The following is a 26,162-nucleotide window of genomic DNA, read 5'->3' as shown; positions in this document are numbered from 1 at the left end:
TGGGGCAACACCGCATCGCACCACGGGTCACACCGGCCCCGCAATCGTTGCCGGCGAACTACAGATCTGTAGTTCTCAGGGGGTGCCGCCGAGCTCGCGGAGGCGGGCCTCGAGGTCCGCGCGCCAGGTCACGACCTGCTTGGCGTCGTACAGCGCGATCGCCTCGGTGAGCAGCCGGCGCTCCTCCTCGACGTCGCCGCGTCGGCGCGGCAGCTCGCTCACCCAGCGGCGGACGTCGGCCCGCTGCCAGAGCTGGTCGCTGCGGTCGACGATCGCGAGCGCCTCGGCGGCCCGCGCGTCCGCCGCGTCGAGGTCCCCGCCGCGGGTCGCGATCACGGCCTTCAGCGCCGCCACGAGCGCCATGGAGCAGACGTCCTCGGGCGCCGTCCAGCTCGCCGCCTCGTCGGCCATCGGCACGATCTCGGCCAGGTCCTCGCCGAGCTCGAGGCCGAGCAGCGCGCGCCAGGCCAGGTAGGTGCTGCCGTAGCTGTAGTCGCCGGTGCTCCGGGCCAGCGCCACCATCCGCTCGAGGCGGTCGGCGGCCTCGCTGGGTCGGCCTGCGAGCGCCCAGGCCATGCCCCGCATCATCAGGGAGATGGCCTCGTCCCCCGCGACCGCCTCGGACTCCGCGTCGGCCGACCGCACCAGCTCGGGGCCGTCCTCGTCACCACGGGACACGCGGGCGATGGCCGTGAACATGGTGTACATGGCGTGCTGGCCCGGCGACCGCGCGTCCGCGGCGCCCCGGACCGACCACGCGACCATCTGCTCGAGGGGAGCCGGGCCGTAGAGCAGCTGGGCCCCGCGCCAGTGCTGGGCGTCGCGCCGGTCCTGGTCGTCCCCGATGCGGCAGATCTCGTCCAGGACGCCCGCCAGGTCGGCAAAGCGGGCCCTCATGGCGGCGACCAGCTGCTGCGCGACCAGGGCCATCACCTCGCGGCGGGTGTCCCCCGCCTGTCGGGCGAGGGCGGCCGCACGCGCGGCCAGGGCCTGGGCGGCCTCGACGTCCACCGAGCGGCCGGCCGTCGTCTCCCCCACGAGCCGGGACAGCTCGTCGTGCACGAGGTCCAGCTCGGTGGGTGGCTCGTCCGCGTCGGCGAGCGTCGCGGCGAAGATCTCCGAGGCCGCGATCTGGGCGTCGTTGTCGTAGCGGAAGATCTCGACCTGCTCCAGCCGGACCGCGAGGTCGCGGCGCACCCGCGCGCCGGTCGGCAGCGCGAGCCCGTCGCCCAGCAGGGCCGCGGCACCGGACAGGTCCTCCCGCAGCCGGGCGTCCTGGGCGGCCTCGGCGAACGCCGCGCCGGCGCGGTCCGCGAGGGCCCGGGTCGCGGGCGCGTGGGGCGCCAGCAGCACGGCGTACTCGGTGGCGCGGCCGAGGTGGTGGGCGACGAACGCCGAGCCCTCCGCCCCGGCCTGGCCGGTGTTCGCGGCGAGGTAGTCGGCGACAGTGAGGTGCAGCTCGGCGCGGGTGGCCTTCGGCAGCGAGTCGTACGCCGCGTCGCGCACCATGACGTGCCGGAAGGCCCAGGTCTCCCCCACCGTGCCACGGACCCGCCGCAGCAGGTCGCGCCGGGCCAGCGACGTCAGGACGGCCGCCACCGCCGGACGCCGCTCGGGCTCGGCCAGCAGCCGCGCCTGCTCGGTGGTGAGCTCCAGCCCGATCACCGAGGCCCGCTCGAGGAGGTCGCGCTCGTCGGGCGGCAGCCGGTCGAGCCGGGCGGCCAGCAGGGCGCTCACGGTCGGCGGGACCCCGGCGGAGGCCAGGTCGCCGGTGACGGCCCAGCCGTCGTCGGTTCGGCGGAGCAGGCCGCTCTCGACGAGGTGCGTGGCGATCTCCTCGACGAAGAGCGGGTTCCCGCCCGACCAGCCCGCCACCGCGCTCACGGCCTCGGCGGGGACCCCCGGCCCGAGCAGGGACGCCAGCGACGTCGCCGTCAGGGCCTCGTCGAAGGGCTCGAGCCCGAAGGTGGTCGCGTTGAGCGAGCCCTGGCCCCACTCGGGGTGCTGCTCCATCAGCTCGGGCCGGGCCTGGCAGACCAGCAGCAGCGGGAGGTCGCGGGTCTCGTCGCGCACCCGCTCGAGCAGCTCGAGGAGCGTGGGCTCGGCCCAGTGCAGGTCGTCGACGGTCACGACCAGCGGACGGCGTACGGCGAGGTGCTCGAGGACCCGGGACACGGCCCAGAAGGTCTGGTCGCTGCCACCTGGCTCGCCGCCCTTGCCGAGCAGGCTCAGCAGGAGGTCGACGGCCTCGTCGTCGAGCGCGTCGCCCGGGGCGTCGGACATCGCCTGCACCAGGGCGTGCCGGGTGACCTCGGGCGACTCGTCGCCCTCCAGCCCGGCGGCGGCACGCAGCACCTGCACGACGGGCCAGTAGGTGATCCCCTGGCCGTAGGCGACGCAGCGGCCGCGCAGCACGTCGGCCCGGCCACCGACGCGCTCGAGGAACTCCGCCACGAGCCGGGTCTTGCCGATTCCGGGAGCTCCCATCACCGTCACCAGGTGGCCGCGGCCGCTCTCCAGCGTCCGCTCCAGCGCGTCGTCCAGGGCTCGCGTCTCGCGGACCCGGCCGATGAGCTGCGCGTCCGGTCGGCGCTGGCGGCCGGCGGCGTCGCCGTCGACGGCCACCAGCCGGAAGGCACGCACCGGCTCGGCCTTGCCCTTCGCCACCACCGGCTCGACCTCGGCGACCTCGACCGCGTCACGGACGAGCGCGTACGTCGTCTCCCCGAGCAGGATCTGGCCCGGGGTGGCCGCCTGCTCCAGCCGCGCGGCGGTGTTGACCGCGTCGCCGGTGGCGAACGACCCGCCCGCCCGGGCGGCCCCGGTCACGACCGAGCCGGTGTTCACCCCCGTGCGGATCTCGAGCCGGACGCCCAGCGTGGTGGTCAGCTCCTCGGACAGCGCGGCGACCGCCGCGTTGAGCTCGTGGGCGGCCCGGACCGCGCGCAGGGCGTCGTCCTCGCGGACCTCCGGAACGCCGAACACCGCCAGCACCGCGTCGCCGACGAACTTCTCGACGGTCCCGCCGTGCCGCTCGACCGCGGCCCGCGAGACCGTGAAGTAGCGGCCCATCACCCCGCGGTAGGACTCCGGGTCCAGCTGCTCCCCCAGCACCGTCGAGCCCGTGACGTCGGTGAACAGCAGGGTGACGGTCTTGCGGACCTCGCGCTCGGGCGCCGCAGCCACGACGGGGGTGCCGCACTCGAGGCAGAACTTCGCGCTCGCGGGGAGGGCGAGGCCGCAGCTCGTGCAGGTCCTCGCGTCCCCGTCTCCCGACATGGTCGAAGAGTAGGCCTCAGCCAGCCGCGACGCCGGTGATCTCGAGGAGCGTGGAGCGCAGGCCGAGGTTGCGGCGGAAGCTGTCGCCGGTGACCGTCCCGTCGAAGCCCGCCTCGGTCTGCAGCCGCACCGTCGTCACCCGTCCGCCGCGCGGTCCGTTGCCGTCCCGCGTCTCGATCTGGAGGGAGGTGAGGTTCTCGAGGTGGTAGGCCTTCTCGATCGCCGCCGACGTGACGGTCTCGGTCCAGCCGTAGTAGTCGCTGGACGAGCCCTCGTAGGGGTCCTCCTGCGCGGGCAGGTAGGGGAACTGGCCGGCCGCCGTCCAGCCGCCGTTGCTCGCGGAGAACTGCGCGAAGGCCAGCTCGCCCTGGTAGGTCAGCACCCGCCGGGCCGTGGCGCGCACGGCGTCGTCCGAGGACGGGAACTCGGCCGACGCGCCGCCGTAGGCCTGGCAGGCGGCGGTGTCGCAGAGGTCGTACGCTGCGTTGCCGCCGTGAGCGCGCTCGTAGGCCGCATAGGTGCGCGACGCGACGGCCTGCGCCCGGAGCGCCTGCTGCGGCCAGCGCAGGGCGGCGACCTCGCTGGGCACGACGCCGGCGACGTACTTCTCCATCGGCAGCACGTTCACGGTGACCCGGTCGCCGGCGTGGTGCGTCGAGCGCAGCGCGCCGCGGTAGGACACCGTCCCGTCGGGCGTCCGGAGCGCGACCGGCCTGCCGCCGGCCGCGATCTCGGCGTCGCCCCGCAGCACCGTCAGGGTGTGCCAGCGTCGGGTCTTGTAGGCGATCTCGCTGCGCGTGCCGGCCGGCGTGATCCGCCAGCGCTTCGCCTTCGGCTCGCGCAGCTTGACCGTCCTGCCGTTGGCCAGGCTGCGGGCGGTCAGCCCGCCGCGGTCGGCGACGACGAGGGATCCGTCGTCGTCCGCACTGATCAGCACCGCGACCTTGCCGCCGGTGCTCCCCGTGCGGGTGCCGGGGTAGTAGAAGTCCAGGATCTGCTGGCTGCTCAGGAGGTACGGGGACCGGGCGGCCCCGTAGGCGCCGTACTGCGACATGCCCTTGCCGTGGCCGCTGCCGTCGCCCTCGATGGTGATCACGGCCGAGTCCGGGACGGCGTACGGGTCGTCGGCCGTGGCGGCGCCGACGGTGGTCAGCGCACCGGCGGCGGCGAGCACCAGGCTTCCGAGCGCGGTGCTGAGGCGGACGGCGTACGGCATGTGATCTCCCCCGAGACGTGCGGCGACGAGCCACGATCCGAACACGCGGCAGCCCCCGACGCAAGCCGGGACGGCGTACCGTGCCCCCATGTGGTTCTTCGGGGGACGCAAGGAGCGACGGCTGGCCGCGCTCGAGGAGCTGCGCCAGGCACGGCACCTGGTCGACGACGACGTCACGGTCTTCGGCGAACAGCTCGCCGAGCTGCACGTCGACACCCTGACGACGGAGCTCGACCCGGACATGCGCTGGGACTACCAGAAGGCGCTCGACCTGTACGACGACGCCAAGCGGTCCCTGGCCGCGGCGACCGACGCCCCGGCCGTCCGCGCGATCACGCCGGTGCTCGACGACGGCCGCTTCCACCTCGCCTGCGTGCTGGCGCGGCGGGACGGCGTCGCGCTCCCGGAGCGCCGGGAGCCCTGCTTCTTCAACCCGCAGCACGGGCCGGCCGTCGACGACGTGCTGTGGACCCCGCCCCAGGGCGTCGAGCGGAGCGTGCCGGTCTGCCGGTCCGACCTGCGCCGCCTGCAGGGCGGCGAGGAGCCCGAGGTGCGGCTCGTGCGGGTGGGCGACCGGTACGTCCCGTGGTACGCCCACGAGTCGGCCGCGTCGGAGCGCTACAGCGCGCACCTCGTCCGGGGTCGCGCCCGGCTCACCGAGGCAGCCGTCGCCGAGGCCAGCATCCGCGCCGGGATCAACACCGCCACCGGCGGCGGGATGGGCGGCTTCCCGATCTGAGGCCGGCTCAGATGCGGTGCAGCCTCCGGGCCGCCTCGGCGACCGAGCCGCTCATCGACGGGTAGACCGTGAACGCCTGGGCCAGCTGGTCGGCGGTCAGGGACTCCGCGACCGCGATCGAGACCGGGTGGATCAGCTCGCTGGCGCGCGGACCGACGACGACCCCGCCGACCACGATGCCGGTGCCGGGACGGCAGAACAGCTTCACGAAGCCGTCGTGGACGCCCTGCATCTTGGCGCGCGGGTTGCCCGAGAGCGGCAGCATCACGGTCTCGGCCTGCATCTCGCCGTTGTCGACGGACTGCTGGGACCAGCCGACCGTCGCGATCTCCGGCGCGGTGAAGACGTTCGAGGAGACCTTCTTGAGGTCCAGCGGGTGCACGGTGTCGCCGAGGAAGTGCCACATGGCGATCCGGCCCTGCATCGCGGCGACCGAGGCCAGCATCAGCACACCGGTGCAGTCGCCGGCGGCGTACACGCCCCGCGCGGAGGTGCGCGAGACCCGGTCGACGTTGACGAAGCCGCCGTCCTTGAGGTTCACCCCGGCCTCCTCGAGCCCGAGGCCGTCGGTGTTCGGGACCGAACCGAGCGCCAGGATGCAGTGCGAGCCCTCGACGGTGCGGCCGTCGGTCAGCGTGACGGTCACCGTGTCGCCCTCGCGGGTCACCGACTCCATCCGCGACGTCGAGAGGACCTTCATCCCGCGGCGGGTGGAGACCTCCTCGAGGACGGCCGAGGCGTCGGCGTCCTCGCCGGGCAGCACCCGGTCGCGGGAGGAGACGAGGGTGACGTCGATGCCGAGCGCGAGGTAGGCGCTGGCGAACTCCGCACCCGTGACGCCGGAGCCGACGACGATCAGCTTCGTCGGCACCTCGGTGAGGTCGTAGACCTGCTCCCAGGTCAGGATCCGCTCGCCGTCCGGCTGGGCGGTGGGCAGCGTGCGCGGCGCGGCACCGGTGGCGATCAGGATCGCGTCGGCCTCGAGCACCTGCTCGGTGTGGTCCGGCAGCGTCGCGACCACGCGGCCGGGTCCGTCGAGGCGGCCGCGGCCGCGGACGACCGTGACGTCCTCCTTCGCGAGCCGGCGGCCGATGTCGGCCGACTGGTCTGCCGCGAGCTGCTTGACCCGCGCGTTGACCCGGGCCAGGTCGACCCGGATCGTGGTCGCGGCGTCGCCCTCGTGGTCCTGGAAGTTCACGCCGAGCTCGGCGGCGCCCGCGACGTCCGTCATCAGCTCCGCGGTCGCGATCAGCGTCTTGCTCGGCACGCAGTCGGTCAGGACGGCCGAGCCGCCCAGCCCGTCGGTGTCGACGACCGTGACCTGCGCCCCGAGCTGCGCGGCGACCAGGGCGGACTCGTAGCCGCCCGGTCCGCCGCCGATGATCACGACGCGTTCGGTCCTCCCGCTCGGCGACATCAGAAGTTGATCATGTGGCCGGCGATGCCGTGGATGGCTTCCTTCACGGACTCGCCCAGCGTCGGGTGGGCGAAGATGTTGCGGGCCACCTCGTCGGCGGTGAGGTCCCACTGCTGGGCCAGGGTCAGCGCCGGCAGCAGCTCGGTGACGTCGGGGCCGATCAGGTGGGCGCCGATGATCTCGTTGTACTCCGCGTCGGCGACGATCTTGACGAAGCCGGCGGTGTCGCCGAGCCCCTGCGCCTTGCCGTTGGCGGAGAACGGGAAGGTCGCGGTCTTGACGTCGTACCCCTTCTCCTTGGCCTGGGCCTCGGAGTAGCCGAACGAGCCGATCTGCGGCTGGCAGTACGTCGCCCGCGGGATCATGTCGAAGTTGATCTCCTGCGTCTCGGCGCCGGCGATCGTCTCGGCCGCGACGATGCCCATCGCCTCGGCGGCGTGGGCCAGCATCATCTTGCCGGTGACGTCGCCGATCGCGTAGATGCCCTCGACGTTGGAGCGGCCACGGCCGTCGACCGCGATCGCGCCGCGCTCGGTCAGCTCGACACCGGCGTTGTCGAGGCCGTAGCCCTCGACGCGCGGGGCGAAGCCGAAGGCGGCCAGCATCTTGTCGGCCTCGAGGACCTCCTCCTTGCCGTCCTTGCTGACGGTGACGCGGACACCGGAGCCGGTGTCCTCGACGTTCTCGACCTTGGTCGAGAGCAGCACCTTCACGCCGAGCTTCTTGTAGTGCTTGAGCAGCTCCTTGGACACGTCGGCGTCCTCGGTGGGCACCATGCGGTCGAGGAACTCGACGATGGTGACGTCGACGCCGAAGTTCTTCATCACGTAGGCGAACTCGACGCCGATCGCGCCGGAGCCGCCGATGATGACCGAGCCGGGGAGGTTCTCGTCGAGGATCTGCTCCTCGTAGGTGACGACGTGCTCGCTGGCCTTCATGCCCGGCAGCATCCGGACCTTCGCGCCGGCCGCGACGATGAGGTTGTCGCAGGTGTACGTCGTCGTCTTGCCGTCCTTGTCCTGGACCTCGACGGTCTGCTTGCCGTCGGCGGGCGCCTGGATCGTGCCCCAGCCGTCGATCTCCTGGATCTTGTTCTTCTTCATCAGGAAGTGGACGCCCTTGACGATCCCGGCGGACACCTGACGGCTCCGCTTGTGGGTCGGGCCGAACGACATGGTGGCGTCGCCCTCGATGCCGTACTTGTCCTTCTCGTGCGTGAGCACGTGGGCGAGCTCGGCGTTCTTGAGCAGCGCCTTGGAGGGGATGCAGCCGACGTTGAGGCAGACACCGCCCCAGTACTTCTCCTCGATGACGGCCACGGACTGACCGAGCTGTGCGGCGCGGATGGCCGCCACGTATCCACCGGGGCCGGCACCAAGGACGAGAACGTTGAAGTGGGTCACGCCCCTCAGCCTAGGAGTTGTGCGTGCCGACGACCAAGGCAGGGAGGTCCGTCCACTAACGTGGGCGCCCGTGACGCTCTACGCCGCCTACGGGACCAACCTCGATCCGGCCCGCATGAGCGAGCGCTGCCCGCACTCCCCGCTCCGTACGACGGGCTGGCTGCAGGGCTGGCGGCTGACCTTCGGCGGCGAGGAGCACGGCTGGGACGGTGCGCTCTCGACGATCGTCGAGGACCCCATCGACCAGGTCTTCGTCGCGGTCTACGACATCACCCGCGAGGACGAGTCGAACCTCGACGGCTGGGAGGCCGCGGACCTCGGGCTCTACCGCAAGACCAAGGTCCGGGTCGCGACCATGAACGGCGAGATCGTCGTGTGGACCTACGTGCTGGACGCCTACGAGGGCGGGCTGCCCTCGGCGTCGTACCTCGGCGTCCTCGCCGACGCCGCGGAGGCCGCCGACGCCCCCGTCGACTACGTGGCCGCGCTGCGCCGCCGGCCCTGCCGCTCCATCGGCCACTAGCCGAGTCGGCGCGTCTGCAGACGCCGGCCGGGCTCAGTCGCCGGGCTGAGCCATGTGGCAGACCGCCTCGACGTTGTTGCCGTCGGGGTCGCGGACGAAGGCGCCGTAGTACGACGGGTGGTACTCCGGGAAGAACCGCGGCTCGTGCAGCACCTCCGCCCCGAGCGCCGTCGCGGCCTCGAAGAACGCCCGGACCGCCGCCGCGTCGGCCGCGGTGAACCCGACGTGGATCTCGCGGTTCGGCCCGGACGCCGGGCCCTCCGCCGGCTGGACCCCGATCCAGAAGTCGGGTGAGCCGGCGCCGTACCCGATCGCGACCTCGACATCCATCTGCCGGGAGTAGCCCAGCACGCCGAGGACCTTGTCGTAGAACGCCGCGGACGCCGCCAGGTCCGCGCAGTTGATGCCGAAGTGATCGATCATGGCGTGATCCTGCCGCACGCCGCGGACAGCGGGGGCCGTCGATTTCCCCGGATATCCGGGGAAACTGTCACTTTCCGGGTGTTGCAACCCCCGGAAAGTGACAGTTTCCCCCGGTCAGTCGGCGTGATCCGGGCGCCGCCCCATGATCACGGTCCCGTCGCCGATGCCCGGGCCGAGGACGTGCCACCCTTCGGCGGCGTACAGCCGTCGTGCGGCGTCAGCAGGGTCGTCGGTCGTCATGAGCAACAACCGGTCGTGGGGCAGGTCCCGCACGAGGGCGCGCATCAACGACCGGCCGACACCCGCACGTCGGGCCCGGTCCAGCACTCCGAGGCTGACCAACTCGAAGTGCCCGCCCAGCCAGGCGCGACCGACCGCGGGGTCCAGGACCGTGCGCGCCCGGTCGGTCCACCACTGCCCCGGCTCACCGGTGTAGCCGTAGCCGAACCCGACGAGGCCGTCGCCGTCGTACGCCCGCGCCAGCCGGAACCCGGACCGGACCCGGTGCCGGTCCCACACGGCCTCCCGCCACGCCGACTCCGAGGGATGGTCGCCGAACACGGAGTCGTACACCGGCCACAACTGGTCGCCGGCATCGCCCGCGGCTGCATCGTCGAGGACGAATCGGTGCATGCCGACGTTCTACCCGATCGTCGGGCAGCCGGGACAGACCTCGCGACCAGCGGCCGGCGCGTGGCTCAGGCGGCGTCGGTGGCCGGGAACAGCAGGGCGCGGATCCGCTGCGCAGTCCGGCGCGGGTGCTCGAGGTCGGCCCAGGTGATCCGGATGCACGTCCATCCGGTGAGCTCGCGGACGCGTTCCTCGCGTCGCTTCTCGCGGAGGACCTTCGTGACCACGTCGTCCTCGTCCTCGGCGTCGGCGTCGCGGAGGTACTTCACCCGGCCGTCGAACTCGAGGAAGACGCCGTACTCCGGCCAGGCGAAGTCGACCCGGGCGATCACTCGCCCCGTGCGATCGCGGACCTTGTACTGCGGCTGCGGCGCCGGCAGGCCCTGCTTCCAGAGCAGGAACAGGGTCCGCGACTCACCGATGGACTCGCAGCGTCCGTCGGCGAGCCTGAGCACGACGTGGGCACGGAGGGAGTTCGGCCAGTGCGCCATCCCCAGCGCCCGGTCGTTCAGCAGCGCCATCGAGGTGAGGTTCTCGTGCAGGAGGTGGTTGACGATCACCAGGGCCACCTCGACGTCGACCACGGTGATCATGTCGAGCGCCAGCCTCGTCGCGCTCGTCACCGGGACGTCGTTGCGCACCTCGACGTCGCCGGGGAGCACGGTGCCGCAGTGCTGCCGCACCCCTGCCTCCGGTCGTCCCGCCTCCTTGTCGAGCCGCGTGAGGTGCACGTCCGTGAGATCCACGCCCCAGGTCGGCGCGTCGTACTCCCACAGGGCCGACGCGTGCGACAGGACGGCATCGACCTTGGCCGCCTTGAGGACCGCACGGGCCCGGACGGCGTGCTTCGCGTCCTGCTGGAGGGCGGAGTACGCCGCCCTGTCGACGTAGGCGCCGTGCCGGATCCGGATCCACTGGCCGTGCTTGACCTGGCGGGCGATGGCGCGGTCGTCGAAACCAACGGCGAGGAGCTCGCGTCGCAGCATGGGCTCCGGGAGCTCCTTGGTGGGTGGTCTGGCTGTCATGGAGGTGAGATGCCCGGGCCGCAGCGCCGGCACGCAGCCGATCCCGAATCTGTGGAAAACGTCGGGCGCTGCGCGGACTGACCGGGGGAACCTGTCACTTTCCGGGTGTTGCAACACCCGGAAAGCGCCAACTTCCCCGGATATCCGGGGATTCCGACACCCCCCACCCACCGCACTAGGCTTTCCGCGTGACCGACGAGACCACCCCGCAGGACCTGGCCCAGCAGGCCGCCACCCGACTCGCCGAGCTGACCGGCGTCGAGCGCCACGACGTGGCCCTGGTGCTGGGGTCGGGGTGGCTGCCGGCGGTGGATGCGCTGGGCGAGGCGACCGCGGAGATCGACACGACGGACCTGCCGGGCTTCAACGCGGCGGCGGTCGTGGGCCACAGCGGCAAGATCCGCAGCATCCGCGCGGGCGAGCGGAACCTGCTCGTCTTCCTCAGCCGCACCCACTACTACGAGGGCAAGGGCGTGCGGGCGGTCGTGCACCCGGTCCGTACGGCGGCAGCCGCCGGGTGCCGCGCGATCGTGCTCACGAACGGGTGCGGCGGCCTCAAGGAGACGTGGCAGCCCGGGACGCCGGTGCTGATCAGCGACCACATCAACCTGACGGGGCGGAGCCCGATCGAGGGCGCGAACTTCGTCGACCTCACCGACCTCTACTCCAGCCGCCTGCGCACGATGTGCCGCGAGGTCGACAGCAGCCTCGACGAGGGCGTCTACGTGCAGTTCCCCGGCCCGCACTACGAGACCCCGGCCGAGATCGGCATGGTGCGCGCCATCGGCGGCCACCTGGTCGGCATGAGCACCACGCTCGAGGCGATCGCGGCCCGCGAGGCCGGTCTGGAGGTGCTCGGGATCAGCCTGGTCACCAACCTCGCCGCCGGCATCAGCGGCGAGCCGCTCGACCACGCGGAGGTGCTCGCGGCCGGCAAGGCCGCCGCCTCCCGGATGGGCGACCTGCTCGGCCAGATCGTTCCGAGGATCTGACGTGCGCGTCCTCGTCACCGGCGCTGCCGGCGCCATCGGCCGGGTCCTCGTCGACGGCCTCACCGACCGCGGCCACACGATCGTCGGCCTCGACCGCGTCCCCGCGCCGAACGGCTACGACCTGCCGTGGCACGTCGCGGACTGCGCCGACCCCGACGCCGTCGCCGCCGTCTTCGCCGAGGAGTCGCTCGACGCGGTCGTCCACATGGCCGGGCACCCCGGCGAGGCCAGCCTGCCGGACTCGCTCACCTCGCACGTCGTCACCACGGCCGCGCTGCTGGATGCCATGGTCGAGCACGACGTGACGCGCTTCGTGTACGGCGGCTCCAACCACGCGGTCGGTCGCACCCCGCGCTCCGAGCTGCTCGGCACCGACGTACGCCCCCGCCCCGACACCTACTACGGCGTCAGCAAGGTCGCGGCCGAGGCGCTGATGAGCCTGTACGCCGACCGCCACGGCCTCGACGCGGTCTCCTGCCGGATCGGCTCGTTCCTCCCCGAGCCCGAGACCGTCCGCAACCTCGCGACCTGGCTCTCCCCCGACGACTGCGTCCGGATGGTGCACGCCGCGCTCACCGCGACGGCCCCCGGCTTCGCGGTCCTCTACGGCATCTCCGCCAACAGCGACGCCTGGTGGGACCTCGAGCCCGGCCGCGCGCTGGGCTACGAGCCGCAGGACGACGCCGCGACGTACGCCGACCGGCTGGCGCCCCGCGAGCAGGACGAGGCCGAGGCGACCCACGTCGGCGGCCCCTACGCCACCGCGACGTTCGAGCGACCGGCCCTCGACCGCTCCTGACGCGAGACGCGGCCGCGACCGCGGCCGCGGCACCCACGGACCCGGTTGACCTGGAGCGCACTCCAGGAGTCACACTGGCGCGATGAGCCCCACGACCGGACTGAGCATCGCCGAGGCCGCCGAGCGGACCGGCCTGAGCGCCGACACGCTGCGCTACTACGAGCGCGACGGGCTGATGCTCGAGGCCGTCGGCCGGTCCGCGACCGGGCACCGGCGCTACTCCGACTCCGACCTGCGCTGGATCCACATGGTCACCTGCCTGCGCGCGACCGGGATGCCGATCCGCGACGTGCGCCGCTACGGCGACCTGGTCCGCCAGGGCGAGGGCACCGAGGCCTCCCGCCTCGACTTCCTGCGCCTGCACCGCCAGCACGTCCTCGCCCAGCTGGCGGAGGTCCAGGAGCACCTGGGCGCGATCGACAAGAAGATCGGCATCTACGAGGACAAGGTGCTGCGCGAGGGCCTTGACCTGGAGCGCGCTCCAAGCGTTTGAGTGGGGGCATGAGCCTTCAGCAACGCACCCTCGGCACCACCTCCCCCCTCACCGTCTCCGCGCTCGGCCTCGGCTGCATGGGCATGTCGGAGTTCTACGGCACCGGCGACGAGGCCACCGGCATCGCGACCATCCAGCGCGCGCTGGACCTGGGCGTCACCTTCCTCGACACCGCCGACATGTACGGCCCCTTCACCAACGAGCGCCTCGTCGGCCAGGCCATCGCCGACCGCCGCGACGAGGTCCAGCTCGCCACCAAGTTCGGCAACGAGCGGCTGCCCGACGGCACCCGGGTCGGCATCAACGGCAGTCCGGAGTACGTCGTGGCCGCCTGCGACGCCTCGCTCCAGCGGCTCGGGGTCGACCACCTCGACCTCTACTACCAGCACCGCGTCGACCAGTCCGTCCCGATCGAGGAGACCGTCGGCGCGATGGCCGGGCTGGTCGAGGCCGGCAAGGTCCGCCACCTCGGGCTCTCCGAGGCCTCGGCCGCCACGATCCGCCGCGCGCACGCCACGCACCCGATCACCGCTCTGCAGACGGAGTACTCCCTCTTCACGCGCGACCTCGAGGACGAGATCCTCGCGACGATCCGCGAGCTCGGCATCGGCCTGGTGCCGTACTCGCCCCTGGGCCGCGGCATCCTGACCGGCGCGATCACCAGCCCGGACGCCCTCGACGACCACGACTCGCGACGCTCGGCGTACTTCCCCCGCTTCTCCGGCGACAACCTCGACGCCAACCTCGCGCTGGTCGAGAAGGTCCGGGCGCTCGCGACCGAGCACGGCTGCACGCCGGGCCAGCTCGCGCTGGCGTGGGTGCTCGCCCAGGGCGACGACGTCGCCCCGATCCCCGGCACCAAGCGGGTGACCTACCTCGAGGAGAACGTCGGCGCCACCGCCGTCGAGCTCTCCGCCGACGACCTCACGGCGCTCGAGCGGGCGGTCCCGCGCGACGCGGTCGCCGGCGCGCGGTACGGCGACATGAGCTCGATCGACACCTGAGCCCACCGCCCCGGCCTGCGACGGCTACCACCCTTCCGGGTGTGACCCACGTCGCAGGCCGGTGGCAACGTGGCGCGGAGCCTATCGAGGAGGTCGTACATGAACGCGCCCGACACCGACACCGCCACGGACCGCTCCACGGAGACCGACGAGCGCACCGACACGCAGGACGGCGCGGACGCCGCCACGGAGCAGGAAGTGGAGGAGGAGCGCGAGCGCCGCCTCGACCCGGACAACCGGCCCGAGGGTGCCGAGGTCGACAACACGGGCGAGAACATGCCGGACTTCGTCAAGGGCGACCACTCCGGCGAGGGTGCCGACGGCACCTCCGACCCCGCGCAGGCCTTCCGCGACAACCCGCCCTCCGACGAGGAGATCAAGGAGATCGAGGAGGAGCGCGAGCGCCGCCTGGCTCCCGAGAACCGTCCCGAGGGCGCCGAGGTCGACAACACCGACGGCCGGGGCCACGGCACCACCGACGACGAGCCCGGCACCGGCGACTGACTCGCCGCGCTCAGCCGGGCCTCACGCGGGCAGGTCGAGCCGCGCTCCCATCCGCTCCAGCGCCCGACCGGCCTGACGGCGTACGTCGGGGTGCGGGTCGTGCAGCAGCGCCCGGACGGCCTCGACGTGCTCGGTGTCGCCGGCTGCGCCCAGGGTCCGCAGCGCCTGCGCACGGACCCGGTCGAGTTCGTGCCCGAGCAAGCGCACGGCACCGGGGCCGGCCTCGCCCAGCTCCCGGCGCGTCGCGACCTTGAGGCAGGTCTCGGCGACCCGCCAGTGCTCGTCGTCGAGACCCACGACGACGGCCGGGGCGGCGCTGTCCTCCCAGGCGTACAGCAGCCCGCGCGCACCCCAGGACCGGGTCCAGTAGGGCTTCCAACTGGACTCGTCCAGGGTCGGCTCCCCCGGCGCGAAGCTGAGCCCGGTGAGGTAGCCCAGCTCGTCGACGTGGTCCTCGCGACGGGCCCCCCCGAGCAGGTCGAGACAGACCCGGACCACGGCCGGCTCGCCGACCAGGGCGACCAGCTCCGCGACCAGCACCCCGAGCGGGAGGTCGCGGTCGGTCGGGGGCGGCAGGGAGGGGGTCACCCGCCCACTATGGCGGGTTCTCGCCGCACCCGGCGCAGGGACTAACGTGCGGCCCATGACGACACCTGACGTGACCGCCCTCCTGGAGCGTGCGCGGGCCTGGGCCGCGGAGGACCCCGACCCGCAGACCCGCAGCGAGCTGGAGGCGATCGTCGAGGGGGTCGAGGCCGGCGGGGACGCCACCGACCTGGCCGACCGCTTCGACGGCACGCTGGAGTTCGGCACGGCCGGCCTGCGCGGCGCCCTCGGACCCGGCTCCAACCGGATGAACCGGGTCGTCGTCACGCGCGCGGCCGCTGGGCTGGCGGCGTACCTCCGCGCCGAGGGTGCGCCCCGCGAGGCCACCGTCGTGATCGGGTACGACGCCCGCCACAACTCCGACGTCTTCGCCCGCGACACCGCCGAGGTGATGACCGGCGCCGGCTTCAAGGCCCACGTCCTCCCCCGCCCGCTGCCCACCCCGCTGCTGGCCTTCGCGATCCGCGAGCTGGGCTGCGTCGCGGGCGTCATGGTGACCGCGAGCCACAACCCACCGGAGGACAACGGCTACAAGGTCTACCTCGGCGACGGCAGCCAGATCGTGCCGCCCGCCGACGCCGGGATCGCCGCGGCGATCGCCGCCGTGGGCGCTCTGGCCGACGTGCCGCGCGGACCGGCCGGCACGGTGCAGGACGAGCACCTCGTCGACCGCTACCTCGACACCGTCGCCGACCTCGCCGTCGACGGCCCGCGCGACCTCGACATCGTCTACACGCCTCTGCACGGCGTGGGCGGCGCCTCGGTGGTCCAGGTGCTCGAGACGGCTGGCTTCGACGCCCCTCGCGTGGTCAGCCAGCAGGAGCAGCCCGACCCCGACTTCCCCACCGTGGCCTTCCCCAACCCCGAGGAGCCCGGCGCGATGGACCTCGCGATGGCGCTCGCGGACGCCCAGGGCGCCGACCTGGTCGTGGCCAACGACCCCGACGCCGACCGGTGCGCCGCCGCCGTCCCCGGCCCGCACGGCTGGCGGATGCTGCGCGGCGACGAGGTGGGGGCACTGCTCGCCGCGCACCTCCTGGCGGCCGGCAAGCAGGGCACCTACGCCACCTCGATCGTCTCCTCGTCGCTGCTCGGCAAGATGGCCGCCGCCGCCGGGCAGCCGTACGTCGAGACGCTCACCGGCTTCAAGTGGATCGGGCGCGTCGAGAACCTCGCCTTCGGCTACGAGGAGGCGCTGGGCTACTGCGTCGACCCCGAGCACGTGCGCGACAAGGACGGCGTCTCCGCGCTGCTGCTGCTCTGCGAGCTGGCCGCCTCGGCGAAGGCCGAGGGTCGCGGGCTCACCGACCTCCTCGACGACATCGCGCGCGAGCACGGGCTGCACGCCACCGACCAGCTCTCCGTGCGGGTCAGCGACCTCGGCGAGATCGCCGCGGCCATGCAGCGCCTGCGCGCCACCCCGCCGACCTCCCTCGGTGGCCTGGCCGTCGAGGGGGTCGACGACCTGGCCGAGGGCTCGGCGGACCTGCCGCCCACGGAGGGCCTGCGCTACCGCCTGGCGGACGGCGCCCGCGTGATCGTGCGGCCGAGCGGCACCGAGCCCAAGCTGAAGTGCTACCTCGAGGTCGTCGTCCCGGTGCACCCCGAGGACGGCGTCGAGGCCGCCCGGATCGCCGCCGTGGGTCGCCTGGACGCCCTGCGCGGCGGGATCAAGGCCGCCGCCGGGATCTGAGCCGGGTCGTCAGGACGGCGTCGCGCGCTCGTGCAGCAGCAGGAGGGCGTACGCCGCCAGCGACTTCGCGTCGCTGAGCCGACCGTCCCGCGCCATCTGCTCCACCTCGGCGCGGGCGAACCACGCCGACCGCAGGTCCTGCTCCTCGGGGTCCGGCGCCGGCGCGCCCGCGGTGAGGTCGGTCGCCAGGAACACCCGGCAGCGCTGGTCGAGCGTGCTGGGCGACATCTCGAGCGTGCCGAGCGGGGTGAGCGTGCCGGCGACCAGCCCGGTCTCCTCGCGCAGCTCCCGGGCAGCCGCCGCGACGGCGTCGGCGTCCCGCTCGTCGAGGGACCCGGACGGCAGCTCCCAGCGCCGGCCGCCCACCGGGTGGCGGTGCTGCTCGACCAGGTGCACCCGGTCGCCGTCGAGCGCGACGACCAGCGCGATGTCGGGGCCGGTCACCACGGTCCGGGTGCCGGTGCCGCCGTCGGGCAGCCGGACGACGTCCTCCCGCACGGCGAGCCACGGGTTGGCGAACCTCTCGGTGCTGCTCAGCGTCTCCACGACGCCGATGCTGCCCCACCCCGAGCGGTCAGGAGAGCTGCTTGCGACGGTTCTCGGTGACGACCTCGTAGCCGGCAGTCTCGTAGAGGTGCCGGGCCACCGTGTTGTGGCCGAAGACGTTGAGCGTGAGCGAGTCGCCACCCGCCTCCCGCACCCGCGCCTCGGTCGCGGCGAGCAGCGCCCGTCCGAGGCCGCGGCCACGGGCGGCCTCGACGAGCTCGATGTCGAAGAGGAAGGCGCCGCGTCGGCCACCCGGCCGGCCCCCGTGGTCGATCCACACGTGGCCGACGACCTCGTCGTCCACGACCGCGAGCAGCAGGTCGTGCCCGGTCGTGCGGGGCCCGTCCGGCAGCAGCTGCGCGAGCTCCGAGCGCGACCGCTCGAGCGCCTCGTCGGCCGGCCAGTTGCCCGCGGCGGTGTGCTCGGCGGCGTACTCGCGGGTGAGCCGCGCCAGGAAGTCGGCGTACTCGTCGTCCGTCATCGGACGCAGCGCCAGCCCGCTCATCGCGGCGGCCTCAGACGACCACGGCGACGAGGAACAGCACGATCGACGCCCCGAGCGCCACGACCTCCGGCCACGCCCAGCGACGGCGTACGCCGGCAGCGAGCGCCAGCTGCTCGTCGGAGAGCAGCTTCACGCCGGCCTGGGCACGCGCGTCCTCGGCCAGCTGGCTGATCCGGTCCTGGACGAAGTCCGGGTAGGACTGCAGCGGGTCGGCGGTCTGGTCCTTGCCGGCGCGGAGCTTGCGCCAGCTCTTCCCGACGGCGGGCGAGACGTAGCGCTTCTCCCCCGCTCCGACGGCGAGGACCTGGCGCACGACGACCTGCTCGATCGCCGCGAGGGGGATCGAGACCTCGTCGAGCATGTTGCGCAGCACGAGCCGGTCGGAGGTCACCCAGACCCGGGGACGGAGCATCGCGGACCACACCAGGACCCCGAAGACGAGGGCTCCGGCGACCACCGGGAAGGGGAAGCCGTGGTCGCGGTCGACGATCCCGATCACCACGACCGCGGCGGACAGGACGAGGGCCAGGATGCCCAGGACCTTGCCGCTCGTGGGCCTGAAACGCTCGACCGCCTCGTCACTCATCAACGCTCCTCGGGTGCCGATCTGGCGATTCCCGCCCGATCCGCGGACAACCCTATGCTGGGTCGGTGACAAGCACCCCCACCACCACGGCAACGGCGCCGGCGGCGGACTTCACGGACATCACTCGTTCGGATGCCACGCTGCGGCGCTTCCTCCACGGCCTCCCCGGCGTCGACCAGGTCGGCGCGGAGGCCCGCGCGGCCGGCCTCGGCACACGCTCGATCAAGACGACGGCGAAGGCCTTCGCGATCGACCTCGCGATCCGGATGGTCGACCTGACGACGCTCGAGGGCGCCGATACCCACGGCAAGGTCCGCGCGCTCGCCGCCAAGGCGATGCACCCCGACCCGGCCGACCCCTCGTGCCCGATGACGGCCGCCGTGTGCGTCTACCCCGACATGGTGGCGACCGCCAAGGAGGTCCTGGGCGACAGCGGCGTGCACGTGGCCGCCGTCGCGACCGCCTTCCCGAGCGGCCGGGCGGCCCTCGACATCAAGCTGGCCGACACCCGCGACGCCGTCGAGGCCGGCGCCGACGAGATCGACATGGTCATCGACCGCGGCGCGTTCCTCTCGGGCCGCTACAAGGACGTGTACGACGAGATCGTCGCCGTCCGCGAGGCCTGCGGCGCGGCCCACCTGAAGGTCATCTTCGAGACCGGCGAGCTGCAGACCTACGACAACGTCCGCCGCGCCAGCTGGCTCGCCATGATGGCGGGCGGCCACTTCATCAAGACCTCGACCGGCAAGGTGCAGCCCGCCGCGACCCTGCCCGTCACGCTCGTGATGCTCGAGGCGGTCCGCGACTTCCGCGAGGCCACCGGCCAGATGGTCGGGGTCAAGCCCGCGGGCGGGATCCGCTCGACCAAGGACGCGATCAAGTACCTCGTCATGGTCAACGAGATCGCCGGCCAGGACTGGCTCGACCCGGACTGGTTCCGCTTCGGCGCCTCCACGCTGCTCAACGACCTGCTCATGCAGCGCACCAAGATGACGACCGGTCGCTACTCCGGTCCCGACTACTTCACCCTGGACTGATCACCATGAGCTCCCCCTTCGAGTACGCCCCCGCCCCCGAGTCGCGCGCGATCGTCGACATCAAGCCGTCGTACGGCCTGTTCGTCAACGGCGAGTTCGTCGACGGCCACGGCACGTCCTTCAAGACCATCAGCCCCTCCACCGAGGAGGTGCTGTCCGAGGTCGCCGAGGCGGACGACGCCGACGTCGACCTCGCCGTGAAGGCCGCGCGTCGCGCCCACACCCGCGTCTGGGGCCGGATGCCTGGCCGCGAGCGCGCGAAGTACCTCTACCGGATCGCCCGGATCATCCAGGAGCGCGGCCGCGAGCTCGCCGTCCTGGAGTCGATCGACAACGGCAAGCCGATCAAGGAGGCCCGCGACGTCGACGTCCCGACGGCCGCGGCGCACTTCTTCTACTACGCCGGCTGGGCCGACAAGCTGGAGTACTCCGGCTACGGCACCACGCCCCTCGGTGTGGCCGGCCAGGTCATCCCGTGGAACTTCCCGCTGCTGATGCTCGCGTGGAAGATCGCCCCGGCCCTGGCCTGCGGCAACACCGTCGTGCTCAAGCCCGCCGAGACCACCCCGCTGACCGCGCTGCTCTTCGCGGAGATCTGCCAGCAGGCCGACCTCCCGCCGGGCGTCGTCAACATCGTCACCGGCGCCGGTGACACCGGCCGCGCGCTGGTCGCCCACCCCGACGTCGACAAGGTCGCCTTCACCGGGTCCACCGACGTCGGCCGCGCGATCGCCAAGGCCGTCGCGGGCTCGAGCAAGAAGGTCACCCTCGAGCTCGGCGGCAAGGCCGCCAACATCGTCTTCGACGACGCCCCCATCGACCAGGCGGTCGAGGGCATCGTGACGGGCATCTTCTTCAACCAGGGCCACGTCTGCTGCGCCGGCTCGCGCCTGCTCGTGCAGGAGTCCGTCGCCGACGAGGTGCTCGAGCGGCTCAAGCGCCGGGTCTCGACCCTGCGCGTCGGCGACCCGCTCGACAAGAACACCGACATCGGGGCGATCAACTCCGCCGAGCAGCTGGCCCGGATCACCGAGCTCAGCGACCTCGGCGAGGCCGAGGGCGCGGGCCGCTGGTCCCCCGCCTGCGAGCTCCCGGAGCGGGGCTTCTGGTTCCCCCCGACGATCTTCACCAACGTCACCCAGGCGCACCGGATCGCCCGCGAGGAGATCTTCGGCCCCGTGCTGTCCGTGCTGACCTTCCGCACGCCGTCCGAGGCGGTCGAGAAGGCCAACAACACGCCGTACGGCCTCTCCGCCGGCGTCTGGACCGACAAGGGGTCGCTGATCCTGCACATGGCCAATCAGCTCCGCGCCGGCGTCGTGTGGGCTAACACGTTCAACAAGTTCGACCCGACCAGCCCCTTCGGCGGCTACAAGGAGTCGGGCTACGGCCGCGAGGGTGGCCGCCACGGCCTCGAGGCCTACCTGAAGGGAGCCTCGGCATGAGCCGCATCGACGTCCGCAAGACCTACAAGCTGTTCATCGGCGGCGCCTTCCCGCGCTCGGAGTCCGGCTACTCCTACGTCGTCCACGACTCGAAGGGTGCGTTCGTGGCCAACGCGGCACTCGCCTCCCGCAAGGACGCCCGCGACGCGGTCGTCGCCGCCCGCAAGGCCTTCGGGGGCTGGTCCTCGCGTACGGCGTACAACCGCGCGCAGATCGTCTACCGCATCGCCGAGGTCATGGAGGACCGTCGCCCGCAGTTCGTCGACGCCGTCCGCCAGTCCGAGGGGCTGAGCGCCGCCCGCGCCGAGAAGGTGCTCGACGAGGCCATCGACCGGCTCGTCTGGTACGCCGGCTGGGCCGACAAGATCACCCAGGTCGTCGGGGGCGCCAACCCCGTCGCCGGGCCGTTCTTCAACCTCTCGACGCCCGAGCCGACCGGGGTCGTGGCCGTCCTCGCCCCCCAGGACTCCTCGCTGCTCGGTCTCGTGAGCGTGGTCGCGCCGGCCATCGTCACCGGGAACACGGTCGTCGTGGTGTCGTCGTACGCCCGTCCGCTGCCGGCCGTGACCTTCTCCGAGGTGCTCGCGACCTCCGACCTGCCCGGCGGCGTCGTCAACATCCTCACCGGCTCGGCGGCGACCGTCGCGCCGTGGCTGGCCTCGCACATGGACGTCAACGCGATCGACCTCACCGGCGTCGCCGGCGACACCGAGCTCGCGACGTCGCTCGAGGTGGCCGCGGCCGACAACCTCAAGCGCGTCCGTCGCGCGCCGGCCGCCGAGCCCGACTGGAGCGCCGACCCCGGCACCGACGCGATGACGGCGTTCCTCGAGACGAAGACGGTCTGGCACCCGATCGGGGTGTGAGGTGCCTCCCGCCCGAGCTCGCGAGGGCGGGAGACCAGCACCCAGGTCGAGTAGCCGCGCGGCCGACGCAGGAGGCCGCGACCGGCGTATCGAGACTGACGACGCAGGGGGCAGAATGGGCCGGATGCGCGCGCGGGTGATCGTCCTGGCCGGCCCCTCCGGGGCCGGCAAGTCGCGACTCGCGGAGCGCACCGGTTTGCCGGTGCTGCGGCTCGACGACTTCTACAAGAACGGCGACGACCCGACGCTGCCCCGGATCACCGAGGGCGCCAACGCCGGCATCGTCGACTGGGACGTGCCCGCGTCGTGGCTGCTCGAGGACGCCCTGGCCACGCTCGAGGAGCTGTGCCGTGCGGGCCGGGCCGAGGTGCCGATCTACGAGATCGCCCAGGACGGACGCTGCGGCTCCCGGACGCTGGACCTGGCCGGGCACGACCTGTTCGTCGCGGAGGGGATCTTCGCCCAGGAGGTCGTGCCTGCGTGCCGGGAGGCCGGGCTGCTCGCCGCGGCGTACTGCGTGCGCCAGCACCCCGTCGTCACCTTCTGGCGCCGGCTGACCCGCGACCTGCGCGAGCACCGCAAGCCCCCGCTCGTGCTGGTGCGGCGCGGCCTGGCGCTGCTGCGCGACCAGCGGCGGGTGGTGGCCGGTGCGGTCGCCCGGGGCTGCGAGCCGGTCACCCCGGACGCGGCGTTCGCGGCGATCCGGGCGCTGGCGCGGCCGGGCGGCTCCCCCGCCGGCTCGGCGGGCGTCGGGTCGTGAGCGGCCCGGACCAGCCCGACTGGCCGGCCGTCGCGTTCCGCGAGCGCCTGCGCCAGCCCGACCAGCGCTCGTGCGGCGCCACGGTGCTGGTGGTCGCGCGGATGCTGCTCGACCCGGCGTACGCCCAGCTGGTCGCGACCGGCCGCCACCCCCGTACCGGCGTGACGCTGGCCGGGGACGTGGCCGGGCGGTTCCGCTACGAGGTGCTCGGCATGCACCACCGCGTCACCGGCGCCGTCGACGCCGCGGGGCACCTGCAGGTGCCGTGGCCGCGCGCGCTCGGCACGCCGCCGTGGGCGGTGGCGCACCAGATGTCGACGACCGGGGGCGCGGACCTGCCGCCCGTGCGGTACGTCGCCCGGCCGGTGCGGCCCGGTGGTGCCGGTGGGGCTGACCGCGGACGCGTCTTCGACCGGCTGCTCGCGGTGACCGGGGACCGTCGCCCTGTCCCCGTGTACGTCGGCGACCGCTGGCTGCCCCGCCATGTCGTCCTCGCGCTCGGCCCGGTCGAGGGCCGGCTGCGCTGCTACGAGCCCGCCCGCGGGCAGCTCGTCGACGTCGACCGGGCGTCCTTCACCGGTGCCCGCCTCGGCCTGGCCGGCTGGGACCGTCCGTGGTGCGTGGTGGTCCCGGCCTGACCGTCCTCGCCCGGCCGACGCCCGGCGCGAACGCGGGACGTCATGCGAACTGGTCGCCAGGACGACCACATCGTCGGACGTCCCGGCGCGGCCGGCCGGCGGGCGGCGTCAGGACCCAGGAGTCAGGACGTCCACACCACGAAGACCAGCACCAGCCAGGCGAGCGGCATGGCGACCGCGAGCCCGAGCAGGACCCGGGCGAGGAGGAACGACGTGAGCGCGGCGCTCACCGGACCCTCGGCGTCGTCGAGGACCTCGACGCGCTCGGGGTGCTGCGGGTCGTAGCGGACGGCGACCTGCTGACCCACCGGGGGCGGCGGGGCCGGCACGCCGGTCAGGCACTCGGCGGTGACCGCGCGGCCCTCGGCGGTGGTGAAGGAGACCACCGGGAAGTACAGCGTCTCCGGGTTCGTCGTGAGGCTCACGTCCTTGGCCTCGAGCGACAGCACCTCGGCCAGCACCTCGACCGCGCTCGCCCGAAAGCCGGCCGCGAAGCGGCGCTGGCGCAGGCCGCGCAGGAACAGCAGCCCCGCACCGAGGAGGAAGACGGCACCCGCCCCCAGCAGCAGGGCGGAGGCCAGGACGTGGACGGTCACCGGGTCATCCTTCGGCCGCCAGCGCGGCGTACCCCGGCTTCACGACCCCGTCGATGATCGCGAGGCGCTCGTCGAACGGCAGGAAGGCCGACTTCATCGCGTTGATGGTGAACCAGCGCAGGTCGTCGAGCGTGTAGCCGAACGCCTCCACCAGCGCCCACATCTCCGCGGTCATCGAGGTGCCGCTCATCAGGCGGTTGTCGGTGTTGACGGTGACGCGGAACCGCAGCCGGGTCAGCAGCCCGATCGGGTGCTCGGCGATCGAGGCCGCCGCCCCGGTCTGGATGTTGGAGGCGGGGCACATCTCGAGCGGGATCCGCTTGTCGCGGACGTACGCCGCGAGCCGGCCCAGCTCGACCGAGCCGTCGTCGGCGACGGTGATGTCGTCGATGATGCGGACGCCGTGGCCGAGCCGGTCGGCCCCGCACCACTGGATCGCCTGCCAGATCGACGGCAGCCCGAAGGCCTCGCCCGCGTGGATCGTGAAGTGGGAGTTCTCGCGCTGGAGGTACTCGAACGCGTCGAGGTGCCGGGTGGGCGGATAGCCCGCCTCCGCCCCCGCGATGTCGAAGCCGGCGACGCCGCGCCCGCGCCAGGCGACCGCGAGCTCCGCGATCTCCATCGAGCGCGCCTGGTGGCGCATGGCGGTGAGCAGCTGGCGTACGACGATCCGCCCGCCCGCGGCCGCCGTGGCCTCGTCGAAGCCCTGCTGCACCGCCGCGACGACCTCGTCCAGCGTGAGGCCGCCCTCGACGTGCTGCTCGGGGGCGTAGCGGATCTCGGCGTACACCACCCCGTCGGCGGCGAGGTCCTCCACGCACTCGCGGGCGACCCGGGCGATGGCCGGTCCGGACTGCATGACGGCCACCGTGTGGTCGAACGTCTCGAGGTAGCGGACCAGCGAGCCGGAGTCCGCGGACTCGGCGAACCACGCGGCCAGCGCGTCCGCGTCGTCGGCCGGCAGCGGGTGCCCGCACTCGGCCGCGAGGTCGATGATCGTCTGCGGCCGCAGGCCTCCGTCGAGGTGGTCGTGCAGCAGCACCTTCGGCGCCCTGAGCACCTGGTCGCGGGTGGGGACGGTAGCGTCCGTCGTGGCGGTCATGCCGCCATCCTGTCAGCACCTTCCGCCCGCGTCGCCGTCGGCGACCGACACACGAGGAGCGATGCATGCGCACCTTCACGACCCTGGACGAGATCGCCGCAGCAGCCGGCGAGGAGCTCGGCACCTCCGAGTGGGTGACGATCGAGCAGGAGCGCGTCGACCAGTTCGCCGAGGCCACCGGCGACCACCAGTGGATCCACGTCGACGTCGAGCGCGCGGCCGACGGCCCGTTCGGCGGCACCATCGCGCACGGCTACCTCACCCTGTCGCTGGTCCCGTGGCTCGGCAGCACCGTCTTCGCGCTGGAGACCCCCGGCGCCAAGCTGAACTACGGCGTCAACAAGGTCCGCTTCCCGAACCCGGTCCGCGTGGGCTCCCGCATCCGCTCCACCATCTCCGTCGGCGAGGTCACCGACCTGCCCGCCGGCAAGCAGCTCACGCTCAAGCACGTCGTCGAGATCGAGGGCCAGGACAAGCCCGCCTGCGTCGCCGAGAGCGTCGTGCTGCTGCTGCCCTGAGGCTGGACCGTGGGGCAGTTTCACCGGGTACCCGGTGAAACTGCCCGCCGCTCACCCCTTGCACCTCACCCCACCCTAGGTAGAGTAAGACCATGGTGGCTCGCCTCACGATCCCGACCCGGCTGGTCCTCGCCGCGCTGCTGGAGGACCCAGACACGGCGCGGTACGGCCTCGAGATCGGGGAGGTGGCCGGGCTGCCCAGCGGCACGGTGCACCCGATCCTGGCCCGGCTCGAGGGCAGCGGGTGGGTGGTCTCGCAGTGGGAGGACGTCGACCCGGCGGCGGCCGGGCGGCCCGCCCGGCGGTACTACCGCCTCACCGACGAGGGCCGCGCCCGGGCCGCGGCCCGGCTGGCTGCGGCGGACGCCGCACGACGACGGCCCCGGCTCGGGCTGGCGCCGGGCGCGTTGGGTGGTACGTCGTGAGCCGCCGGACGCGCGGGCCGAGCGCCGCGATCAGCGGGCTGGCGGCGCTGCTCGTGCCGTCGTACGCCCGGGACCGCTACCGCGCCGAGTTCGCCTCCGAGCTCGCCGAGCTGCCGGCGTCCCGGCGGCCGGGGCACGCCCTGCGGCTGCTCGTGGCCGCGTGGCCCTTGCGCCTGGCGGTGCTCGCCGCGGCTGCCGCGCACCGGGGCCACCCGGACCCCCCGCTCGGGTGCCTGCTCGGCCTGCGGCACCGCTGGCGGGTGCTCCGGACCTCGGACGGGCACCCCTACCGCGCGTGCCGGCGCTGCGGCCTCGACGACCCGCACCTGGCACGGCCGGTCGCCGACGGGCTCGCGTTCGGGACGATCAGCACCTGGCAGTGAGCGGGGCGG

At 73.2% G+C, this 26,162-nt stretch carries 29 protein-coding genes; 16 read left to right on the top strand and 13 right to left on the bottom strand.

Annotated features, from left to right (window positions below):
• Positions 1 to 75: 75 nt before the first annotated feature.
• Both H5V45_RS16525 and H5V45_RS22445 read right to left on the bottom strand, forming a co-directional pair.
• The gene (locus H5V45_RS16525; protein ID WP_185253943.1) at positions 76 to 3,279 is read right to left on the bottom strand and encodes an adenylate/guanylate cyclase domain-containing protein; all 3,204 of its coding nucleotides are present in this window, start codon (positions 3,277 to 3,279) and stop codon (positions 76 to 78) included.
• A 16-nt stretch (positions 3,280 to 3,295) separates the two neighbouring features.
• Positions 3,296 to 4,540, bottom strand: a complete 1,245-nt coding sequence (locus H5V45_RS22445; RefSeq protein ID WP_185253942.1) for a SpoIID/LytB domain-containing protein — start codon at positions 4,538 to 4,540, stop codon at positions 3,296 to 3,298.
• A 43-nt stretch (positions 4,541 to 4,583) separates the two neighbouring features.
• Between H5V45_RS22445 and H5V45_RS16515 the strand changes: the two genes are divergently transcribed.
• Positions 4,584 to 5,234 (top strand): hypothetical protein, encoded by a 651-nt coding sequence (locus tag H5V45_RS16515; RefSeq protein WP_185253941.1) that lies wholly within the window; start codon positions 4,584 to 4,586, stop codon positions 5,232 to 5,234.
• Between the two features lie 7 nt (positions 5,235 to 5,241).
• On the opposite strand, the gene H5V45_RS16510 is transcribed toward H5V45_RS16515, so the two are convergent.
• Together H5V45_RS16510 and lpdA are read right to left on the bottom strand one after the other, a co-directional pair.
• Positions 5,242 to 6,651, bottom strand: a complete 1,410-nt coding sequence (locus H5V45_RS16510; protein WP_185253940.1) for an NAD(P)H-quinone dehydrogenase — start codon at positions 6,649 to 6,651, stop codon at positions 5,242 to 5,244.
• Positions 6,651 to 8,054: a dihydrolipoyl dehydrogenase gene (lpdA, locus tag H5V45_RS16505; protein ID WP_185253939.1), complete on the bottom strand. Its 1,404-nt coding sequence runs from the start codon at positions 8,052 to 8,054 to the stop codon at positions 6,651 to 6,653. Before lpdA ends, H5V45_RS16510 begins: the two co-directional genes overlap by 1 nt.
• A 70-nt stretch (positions 8,055 to 8,124) precedes the next feature.
• On the opposite strand from lpdA, the gene H5V45_RS16500 reads away from it, so the two are divergent.
• Entirely contained in the window at positions 8,125 to 8,577 is a 453-nt protein-coding gene (locus H5V45_RS16500; protein WP_185253938.1) for a gamma-glutamylcyclotransferase, read from the top strand.
• A gap of 33 nt (positions 8,578 to 8,610) precedes the next feature.
• Here H5V45_RS16500 and H5V45_RS16495 read toward each other — a convergent pair whose 3' ends face one another.
• From H5V45_RS16495 to H5V45_RS16485, 3 genes are all read right to left on the bottom strand, one after another.
• A complete protein-coding gene (locus tag H5V45_RS16495) occupies positions 8,611 to 9,000 on the bottom strand; it encodes a VOC family protein (protein WP_185253937.1) in 390 nt (129 codons plus the stop codon).
• Positions 9,001 to 9,114: 114 nt separating this feature from the next.
• Entirely contained in the window at positions 9,115 to 9,633 is a 519-nt protein-coding gene (locus H5V45_RS16490; protein WP_185253936.1) for a GNAT family N-acetyltransferase, read from the bottom strand.
• A gap of 65 nt (positions 9,634 to 9,698) precedes the next feature.
• Positions 9,699 to 10,655 carry a type IV toxin-antitoxin system AbiEi family antitoxin domain-containing protein gene (locus H5V45_RS16485; RefSeq protein ID WP_185253935.1) on the bottom strand — a complete coding sequence of 319 codons (957 nt, stop codon included), beginning with the start codon at positions 10,653 to 10,655 and terminating at the stop codon, positions 9,699 to 9,701.
• Between the two features lie 188 nt (positions 10,656 to 10,843).
• Between H5V45_RS16485 and H5V45_RS16480 the strand changes: the two genes are divergently transcribed.
• The 5 genes from H5V45_RS16480 to H5V45_RS16460 all read left to right on the top strand — a co-directional run bounded on the left by H5V45_RS16480 (position 10,844) and on the right by H5V45_RS16460 (position 14,447).
• Positions 10,844 to 11,647: a purine-nucleoside phosphorylase gene (locus tag H5V45_RS16480; protein WP_185253934.1), complete on the top strand. Its 804-nt coding sequence runs from the start codon at positions 10,844 to 10,846 to the stop codon at positions 11,645 to 11,647.
• Between the two features lies 1 nt (position 11,648).
• On the top strand, positions 11,649 to 12,446 hold the full coding sequence (locus H5V45_RS16475; protein ID WP_185253933.1) for an NAD-dependent epimerase/dehydratase family protein: 798 nt from the start codon (positions 11,649 to 11,651) through the stop codon (positions 12,444 to 12,446).
• Between the two features lie 82 nt (positions 12,447 to 12,528).
• Positions 12,529 to 12,939 (top strand): MerR family transcriptional regulator, encoded by a 411-nt coding sequence (locus H5V45_RS16470; RefSeq protein ID WP_185253932.1) that lies wholly within the window; start codon positions 12,529 to 12,531, stop codon positions 12,937 to 12,939.
• A gap of 8 nt (positions 12,940 to 12,947) precedes the next feature.
• The gene (locus H5V45_RS16465) at positions 12,948 to 13,943 is read left to right on the top strand and encodes an aldo/keto reductase (protein WP_185253931.1); all 996 of its coding nucleotides are present in this window, start codon (positions 12,948 to 12,950) and stop codon (positions 13,941 to 13,943) included.
• A 99-nt stretch (positions 13,944 to 14,042) separates the two neighbouring features.
• Positions 14,043 to 14,447, top strand: coding sequence for a hypothetical protein (locus tag H5V45_RS16460; RefSeq protein WP_185253930.1), 405 nt, complete (start codon positions 14,043 to 14,045; stop codon positions 14,445 to 14,447).
• A 21-nt stretch (positions 14,448 to 14,468) separates the two neighbouring features.
• Here the strand turns inward: H5V45_RS16460 and H5V45_RS16455 are convergent, their stop codons facing one another.
• Positions 14,469 to 15,035 carry a HEAT repeat domain-containing protein gene (locus tag H5V45_RS16455; RefSeq protein ID WP_185253929.1) on the bottom strand — a complete coding sequence of 189 codons (567 nt, stop codon included), beginning with the start codon at positions 15,033 to 15,035 and terminating at the stop codon, positions 14,469 to 14,471.
• Positions 15,036 to 15,090: 55 nt separating this feature from the next.
• Between H5V45_RS16455 and H5V45_RS16450 the strand changes: the two genes are divergently transcribed.
• Positions 15,091 to 16,746 carry a phospho-sugar mutase gene (locus tag H5V45_RS16450; RefSeq protein WP_185253928.1) on the top strand — a complete coding sequence of 552 codons (1,656 nt, stop codon included), beginning with the start codon at positions 15,091 to 15,093 and terminating at the stop codon, positions 16,744 to 16,746.
• A 9-nt stretch (positions 16,747 to 16,755) separates the two neighbouring features.
• Here the strand turns inward: H5V45_RS16450 and H5V45_RS16445 are convergent, their stop codons facing one another.
• From H5V45_RS16445 to H5V45_RS16435, 3 genes are read right to left on the bottom strand one after another with little or no spacing between them, the layout of a single operon-like run.
• Positions 16,756 to 17,292, bottom strand: a complete 537-nt coding sequence (locus tag H5V45_RS16445; RefSeq protein ID WP_343061598.1) for an NUDIX domain-containing protein — start codon at positions 17,290 to 17,292, stop codon at positions 16,756 to 16,758.
• A 28-nt stretch (positions 17,293 to 17,320) separates the two neighbouring features.
• Positions 17,321 to 17,797 carry a GNAT family N-acetyltransferase gene (locus tag H5V45_RS16440; protein WP_185253927.1) on the bottom strand — a complete coding sequence of 159 codons (477 nt, stop codon included), beginning with the start codon at positions 17,795 to 17,797 and terminating at the stop codon, positions 17,321 to 17,323.
• Positions 17,798 to 17,807: 10 nt separating this feature from the next.
• Complete coding sequence (locus H5V45_RS16435) at positions 17,808 to 18,383, bottom strand: hypothetical protein (protein WP_185253926.1); 576 nt, start codon at positions 18,381 to 18,383, stop codon at positions 17,808 to 17,810.
• Between the two features lie 65 nt (positions 18,384 to 18,448).
• On the opposite strand from H5V45_RS16435, the gene deoC reads away from it, so the two are divergent.
• The 5 genes from deoC to H5V45_RS16410 all read left to right on the top strand — a co-directional run bounded on the left by deoC (position 18,449) and on the right by H5V45_RS16410 (position 23,129).
• Positions 18,449 to 19,420, top strand: a complete 972-nt coding sequence (gene deoC / locus H5V45_RS16430; RefSeq protein WP_185253925.1) for a deoxyribose-phosphate aldolase — start codon at positions 18,449 to 18,451, stop codon at positions 19,418 to 19,420.
• A 5-nt stretch (positions 19,421 to 19,425) separates the two neighbouring features.
• Positions 19,426 to 20,865, top strand: a complete 1,440-nt coding sequence (locus H5V45_RS16425; protein ID WP_185253924.1) for an aldehyde dehydrogenase family protein — start codon at positions 19,426 to 19,428, stop codon at positions 20,863 to 20,865.
• Positions 20,862 to 21,731 (top strand): aldehyde dehydrogenase family protein, encoded by an 870-nt coding sequence (locus tag H5V45_RS16420; RefSeq protein WP_185253923.1) that lies wholly within the window; start codon positions 20,862 to 20,864, stop codon positions 21,729 to 21,731. The genes H5V45_RS16425 and H5V45_RS16420 overlap by 4 nt, the downstream gene beginning before the upstream one ends.
• Before the next feature lie 124 nt (positions 21,732 to 21,855).
• The gene (locus tag H5V45_RS16415; RefSeq protein ID WP_185253922.1) at positions 21,856 to 22,491 is read left to right on the top strand and encodes a nucleoside/nucleotide kinase family protein; all 636 of its coding nucleotides are present in this window, start codon (positions 21,856 to 21,858) and stop codon (positions 22,489 to 22,491) included.
• Positions 22,488 to 23,129: a hypothetical protein gene (locus H5V45_RS16410; protein WP_185253921.1), complete on the top strand. Its 642-nt coding sequence runs from the start codon at positions 22,488 to 22,490 to the stop codon at positions 23,127 to 23,129. The genes H5V45_RS16415 and H5V45_RS16410 overlap by 4 nt, the downstream gene beginning before the upstream one ends.
• Before the next feature lie 122 nt (positions 23,130 to 23,251).
• On the opposite strand, the gene H5V45_RS16405 is transcribed toward H5V45_RS16410, so the two are convergent.
• Both H5V45_RS16405 and H5V45_RS16400 read right to left on the bottom strand, forming a co-directional pair.
• Complete coding sequence (locus tag H5V45_RS16405; RefSeq protein WP_185253920.1) at positions 23,252 to 23,725, bottom strand: DUF3592 domain-containing protein; 474 nt, start codon at positions 23,723 to 23,725, stop codon at positions 23,252 to 23,254.
• 4 nt (positions 23,726 to 23,729) lie between these two features.
• A complete protein-coding gene (locus H5V45_RS16400; RefSeq protein ID WP_185253919.1) occupies positions 23,730 to 24,827 on the bottom strand; it encodes an adenosine deaminase in 1,098 nt (365 codons plus the stop codon).
• A 65-nt stretch (positions 24,828 to 24,892) separates the two neighbouring features.
• On the opposite strand from H5V45_RS16400, the gene H5V45_RS16395 reads away from it, so the two are divergent.
• From H5V45_RS16395 to H5V45_RS16385, 3 genes are all read left to right on the top strand, one after another.
• A complete protein-coding gene (locus H5V45_RS16395) occupies positions 24,893 to 25,345 on the top strand; it encodes a MaoC family dehydratase (protein ID WP_185253918.1) in 453 nt (150 codons plus the stop codon).
• Positions 25,346 to 25,437: 92 nt separating this feature from the next.
• Positions 25,438 to 25,770 (top strand): PadR family transcriptional regulator, encoded by a 333-nt coding sequence (locus tag H5V45_RS16390; RefSeq protein WP_185253917.1) that lies wholly within the window; start codon positions 25,438 to 25,440, stop codon positions 25,768 to 25,770.
• On the top strand, positions 25,767 to 26,153 hold the full coding sequence (locus H5V45_RS16385) for a hypothetical protein (protein WP_185253916.1): 387 nt from the start codon (positions 25,767 to 25,769) through the stop codon (positions 26,151 to 26,153). The genes H5V45_RS16390 and H5V45_RS16385 overlap by 4 nt, the downstream gene beginning before the upstream one ends.
• Positions 26,154 to 26,162: the final 9 nt, after the last annotated feature.

It is taken from the genome of Nocardioides luti (genome assembly GCF_014212315.1).
Lineage (GTDB): Bacteria > Actinomycetota > Actinomycetes > Propionibacteriales > Nocardioidaceae > Nocardioides > Nocardioides luti.
The sequence above is the reverse complement of the archived record's forward strand: the minus strand, read 5'-3'. Positions and strand labels throughout refer to the sequence as shown.

Bases quoted from the DNA above. Each gene is read 5' to 3' on its own strand.
- H5V45_RS16525 (WP_185253943.1), bottom strand. From the start codon at position 3,279: ATGTCGGGAGACGGGGACGCGAGGACCTGCACGAGCTGCGGCCTCGCC.
- H5V45_RS16515 (WP_185253941.1), top strand. From the start codon at position 4,584: ATGTGGTTCTTCGGGGGACGCAAGGAGCGACGGCTGGCCGCGCTCGAG.
- H5V45_RS16510 (WP_185253940.1), bottom strand. From the start codon at position 6,651: ATGTCGCCGAGCGGGAGGACCGAACGCGTCGTGATCATCGGCGGCGGA.
- H5V45_RS16495 (WP_185253937.1), bottom strand. From the start codon at position 9,000: ATGATCGATCACTTCGGCATCAACTGCGCGGACCTGGCGGCGTCCGCG.
- H5V45_RS16490 (WP_185253936.1), bottom strand. From the start codon at position 9,633: ATGCACCGATTCGTCCTCGACGATGCAGCCGCGGGCGATGCCGGCGAC.
- H5V45_RS16485 (WP_185253935.1), bottom strand. From the start codon at position 10,655: ATGACAGCCAGACCACCCACCAAGGAGCTCCCGGAGCCCATGCTGCGA.
- H5V45_RS16470 (WP_185253932.1), top strand. From the start codon at position 12,529: ATGAGCCCCACGACCGGACTGAGCATCGCCGAGGCCGCCGAGCGGACC.
- H5V45_RS16465 (WP_185253931.1), top strand. From the start codon at position 12,948: ATGAGCCTTCAGCAACGCACCCTCGGCACCACCTCCCCCCTCACCGTC.
- H5V45_RS16460 (WP_185253930.1), top strand. From the start codon at position 14,043: ATGAACGCGCCCGACACCGACACCGCCACGGACCGCTCCACGGAGACC.
- H5V45_RS16450 (WP_185253928.1), top strand. From the start codon at position 15,091: ATGACGACACCTGACGTGACCGCCCTCCTGGAGCGTGCGCGGGCCTGG.
- H5V45_RS16440 (WP_185253927.1), bottom strand. From the start codon at position 17,797: ATGAGCGGGCTGGCGCTGCGTCCGATGACGGACGACGAGTACGCCGAC.
- H5V45_RS16435 (WP_185253926.1), bottom strand. From the start codon at position 18,383: ATGAGTGACGAGGCGGTCGAGCGTTTCAGGCCCACGAGCGGCAAGGTC.
- H5V45_RS16425 (WP_185253924.1), top strand. From the start codon at position 19,426: ATGAGCTCCCCCTTCGAGTACGCCCCCGCCCCCGAGTCGCGCGCGATC.
- H5V45_RS16420 (WP_185253923.1), top strand. From the start codon at position 20,862: ATGAGCCGCATCGACGTCCGCAAGACCTACAAGCTGTTCATCGGCGGC.
- H5V45_RS16415 (WP_185253922.1), top strand. From the start codon at position 21,856: ATGCGCGCGCGGGTGATCGTCCTGGCCGGCCCCTCCGGGGCCGGCAAG.
- H5V45_RS16400 (WP_185253919.1), bottom strand. From the start codon at position 24,827: ATGACCGCCACGACGGACGCTACCGTCCCCACCCGCGACCAGGTGCTC.
- H5V45_RS16395 (WP_185253918.1), top strand. From the start codon at position 24,893: ATGCGCACCTTCACGACCCTGGACGAGATCGCCGCAGCAGCCGGCGAG.
- H5V45_RS16390 (WP_185253917.1), top strand. From the start codon at position 25,438: ATGGTGGCTCGCCTCACGATCCCGACCCGGCTGGTCCTCGCCGCGCTG.